We start from the raw sequence: 3,150 nt of genomic DNA on the forward strand, positions 1-3,150 counted from the left end.
GTGAGCGCGACGAACAACCCACCTTTTCTTTTGTGAATGAGGCCGCGAGATAAGCTCCTTCATCGATAGGAGCGGAATGGAATGGTTGGAGAACGCGCTGATGCCATGCTTGAAGTCATGGATGAAGGCATGCATGAAGCTGGGCATGAGGGAAAGTATCGTCGGATCGAGGTGATCACCGGTCGGCGCCAGCGGCGGAATTGGTCAGACGAGGAGAAGGCGCGGATCCTTGCGGAAAGCGCGGAACCTGATGTTAACATCTCGGCCGTTGCCCGGCGCTGGGGCGTCAATCGCGGCTTGCTGAACGTCTGGCGCCGGGACGCTGGGCTGACCTCCCAACGATCTGCGAGGTCCAGTGCGCAGCAGGCGATGTTCGTGCCCGTGACGGTGGTTGGCGATCGAACGCCTCCCGGAAGCTTGCCGTCGGATGTCGCCCACGTTGCCGCAGGTCGGATTGAGATCGAGATTGCTGGCGCGCGCATGACGGTTATGGGCCCGGTAGCACCTGAACTGGCGCAAGCGATGATGGCGGCCTTGCGAGGTCGCCGGTGATCGGAGTTTCGCCGAGTGGCGTGAAGATCATGGTGGCGACGCAACCTGTCGACTTCCGGCGCGGTATGAATGGTCTTGTGGCTTTGGTGGCGTCAGCGCTTGCGGCCGATCCCTATTGTGGCGACGTGTTCGTGTTCCGCGCCAAGCGTCTGGATCGACTTCGCTGCATTTACTGGGATGGGTCAGGCATGATCCTGGCGACAAAGTGGTTGGAAAGCGGAAAGTTTGTTTGGCCCCCGATCCGCGATGGTGCGATGCAGATGAATGCCCAGGAGTTCTCGCTTTTACTGGCGGGCATTGACTGGACACGGGTCAAGCGAAACGCGGTGAGACGACCCTCAAAAGTAGGCTGATCCTATTGGTTTTGCTTGAAGATTCAGGCTCATATGGTAGGGTCAGTCATGCTGCTTCGACCCGATCCCTTGCCTCAGGATGCTGCGCAATTGACCCGGATCATTCTCTCGCTCGACGAAGAGAATGCCGACCTCAAAGCGCGTATTGTCTTCCTTGAGCGCCAGCTCTTCGGGACGAAATCGGAGAAGATGACGATCATCGATCCGGCCCAGGCAACACTCGACCTGGGCGATCCAGGCGATATTCCCGTTGCAGCCAATGACGATGCCGCACCGGCCGATGAAGACAAAACACAGGCACGGCGATCGCCTGCCCGCAATATCGGCCGTTTGCCCAAGCATCTTCCGCGCTATGAAGAGATCATTGAGCCGGAGAGCAAGATTTGCCCTTGCTGTTCGTTCGAACTGCATTGCATCGGCACGGACGTCAGCGAGGCGCTCGACATCGTACCTGCTGTTGTCCGGGTCAAGCGGACGATCCGGCCGCGCTATGCATGCCGGGCCTGTGAGAGTGCCGTCGTGCAAGCACCTGCACCGGCGCGCGTGATGGACGGTGGCATGGTGACCACTGCGTTTGCCGCGCATGTCGCTGTTTCGAAGTTTGCCTGGCATCTCCCGCTCAATCGTCAGGCGCAAATGCTGGCCTCCTGCGGTGTCATCATCGATCGCGGCACGCTTGGCGCCTGGGTGATGCGGGTCGCCTGGTGGCTGGAGCTTCTCTATGACGCGCTTACCGCCTTTATCCGCTCGCAGCCGAGAGTGTTCTGCGACGAGACGCCGTTGCCCCGGCTCGAGCCGGGCCGCAAACGAACCAAGGTCTGCCAGTTATGGGCGCAGGCGGTTGACGACCGTCCCTGGAATGGTCCGGCACCGCCGGCTGTGGCCTATATCTTTACCGAAAGCCGCAGCGCCCGCGAGATCGAGGGACAATTGTCGTCGTTTACCGGCGTGCTTCAAGTCGATGGATACCAAGCCTATAAAACCATGGTCAAACGTCGGGGCAAGAGCAATGTCGCACCCATGCGGCTAGCCTTCTGCCTTGCCCATGCCCGGCGCAAGTTCGTTGATGTCGTCAAGCTGACGGGTTCTTCGGAGGCTTTGTCGATCCTTGCCAGGATTGCGGAAATCTATCGGATCGAAGCAAAACTGCGCGGCGAAAGCGCCGATACCCGGCTCGTCGTGAGACGTCGGGAGGCAGCTCCAGTCATGAGGGAGCTGAAGGCCCACCTCACCGAACTGCGCGACGAGGTGTCGGCGAAATCGGCACTTGGCAAGGCCGTCAGCTACACGCTCAACCATTGGAGCGGGTTGACAGCCTGCCTTGATGATGGCCGGGTCGAGGTCGACTCCAATGTGGTCGAGCGTTCAATGAAATCCGTGGCCCTGACGAGGAAGAATTCGTTGTTCGTGGGCAACGAGCGGGGTGGAAAGACTTTCGCTGTCCTCGCATCGCTCGTCAACACCTGTAAACTGAATAGTGTGGACCCCGAGGTCTGGCTTGCCGATGTGCTGGAGCGCATCATCTCCGGCAAAGTGAAAGCCAACGAAATGGAAAGTCTCCTGCCGTGGGCCTGGAAGGCTGAGCGTGAAGCGATGACACAGCAGGAGCGACGGGCGGCATGACACCGAACAGCCAGGCGACGGCGGCACGACCGAAGCTCGATGACGAGGCGTTCGAAGCCTTTATCAGGGCACGTCGTCCGGCATCGCCAATCTGGTCAATGAGCGGTCTCGATGGTTATCTTACGGCTCTCATCATCGGCCCGAAGTTCATCGACCCACGCAAGTGGATCCCGGAACTGACCGGCCAGGGCGCCCTGAACTTGCCGATGGAAACAACCGAACATCGGGCCGTGCAGACGATCGTTGCGGAATATAACCGTATCTCCGCGAACCTTTCCGAAACCCCGAAAGACCACAGGCCCAGGTTCACCAGGATCGATGACCAAACCTTTGATCCGTTCGATTGGGACCTCTGCTTTTTGCTGGCAACAGGATACGCGCCGAGGCTTTGGCAGCCGGTTCTTCGAGGTCATGCCGGGACTGGCGATATCATTGCGCCCATCCGCAAGCTCGGCAAGACAAAACGGAAAGCGACCCGCCAGGATGCTGCTGACGTCGCCGAAGCACTCGTCAATATCCGAACCTACTTTATGCCGAAGCGGGCAAAACAGAAGTTCTGAAAGAAAGTGCTATTGCGATCCCGTCAACGCCGAAAGCAGTGGGCTGTTCGTCGCGCTCACGA

General features: G+C 59.3%; 4 protein-coding genes. All 4 read left to right on the forward strand.

Features of this window, described 5'->3' with window-relative positions; genetic code table 11:
- Positions 1-81: 81 nt before the first annotated feature.
- From tnpA to ACYSN1_RS21790, 4 genes are read left to right on the forward strand one after another with little or no spacing between them, the layout of a single operon-like run.
- Positions 82-552 (forward strand): IS66-like element accessory protein TnpA, encoded by a 471-nt coding sequence (tnpA, locus tag ACYSN1_RS21775; RefSeq protein WP_461727570.1) that lies wholly within the window; start codon positions 82-84, stop codon positions 550-552.
- Entirely contained in the window at positions 549-905 is a 357-nt protein-coding gene (gene tnpB, locus ACYSN1_RS21780; RefSeq protein ID WP_043062544.1) for an IS66 family insertion sequence element accessory protein TnpB, read from the forward strand. Before tnpA ends, tnpB begins: the two co-directional genes overlap by 4 nt.
- A 48-nt stretch (positions 906-953) precedes the next feature.
- Complete coding sequence (gene tnpC / locus ACYSN1_RS21785) at positions 954-2,528, forward strand: IS66 family transposase (protein WP_461727571.1); 1,575 nt, start codon at positions 954-956, stop codon at positions 2,526-2,528.
- Positions 2,525-3,088, forward strand: a complete 564-nt coding sequence (locus tag ACYSN1_RS21790) for a UPF0149 family protein (RefSeq protein WP_461727572.1) — start codon at positions 2,525-2,527, stop codon at positions 3,086-3,088. The genes tnpC and ACYSN1_RS21790 overlap by 4 nt, the downstream gene beginning before the upstream one ends.
- The last annotated feature ends 62 nt before the right edge of the window (positions 3,089-3,150 follow it).

Source organism: Brucella sp. LJL56, assembly GCF_054871705.1.

What these genes read in the sequence shown, in the direction of transcription:
- ACYSN1_RS21790 (WP_461727572.1), top strand. Translation starts at nt 2,525, where the DNA reads ATGACACCGAACAGCCAGGCGACGGCGGCACGACCGAAGCTCGATGAC.
- tnpA (WP_461727570.1), top strand. Translation starts at nt 82, where the DNA reads ATGGTTGGAGAACGCGCTGATGCCATGCTTGAAGTCATGGATGAAGGC.
- tnpC (WP_461727571.1), top strand. Translation starts at nt 954, where the DNA reads ATGCTGCTTCGACCCGATCCCTTGCCTCAGGATGCTGCGCAATTGACC.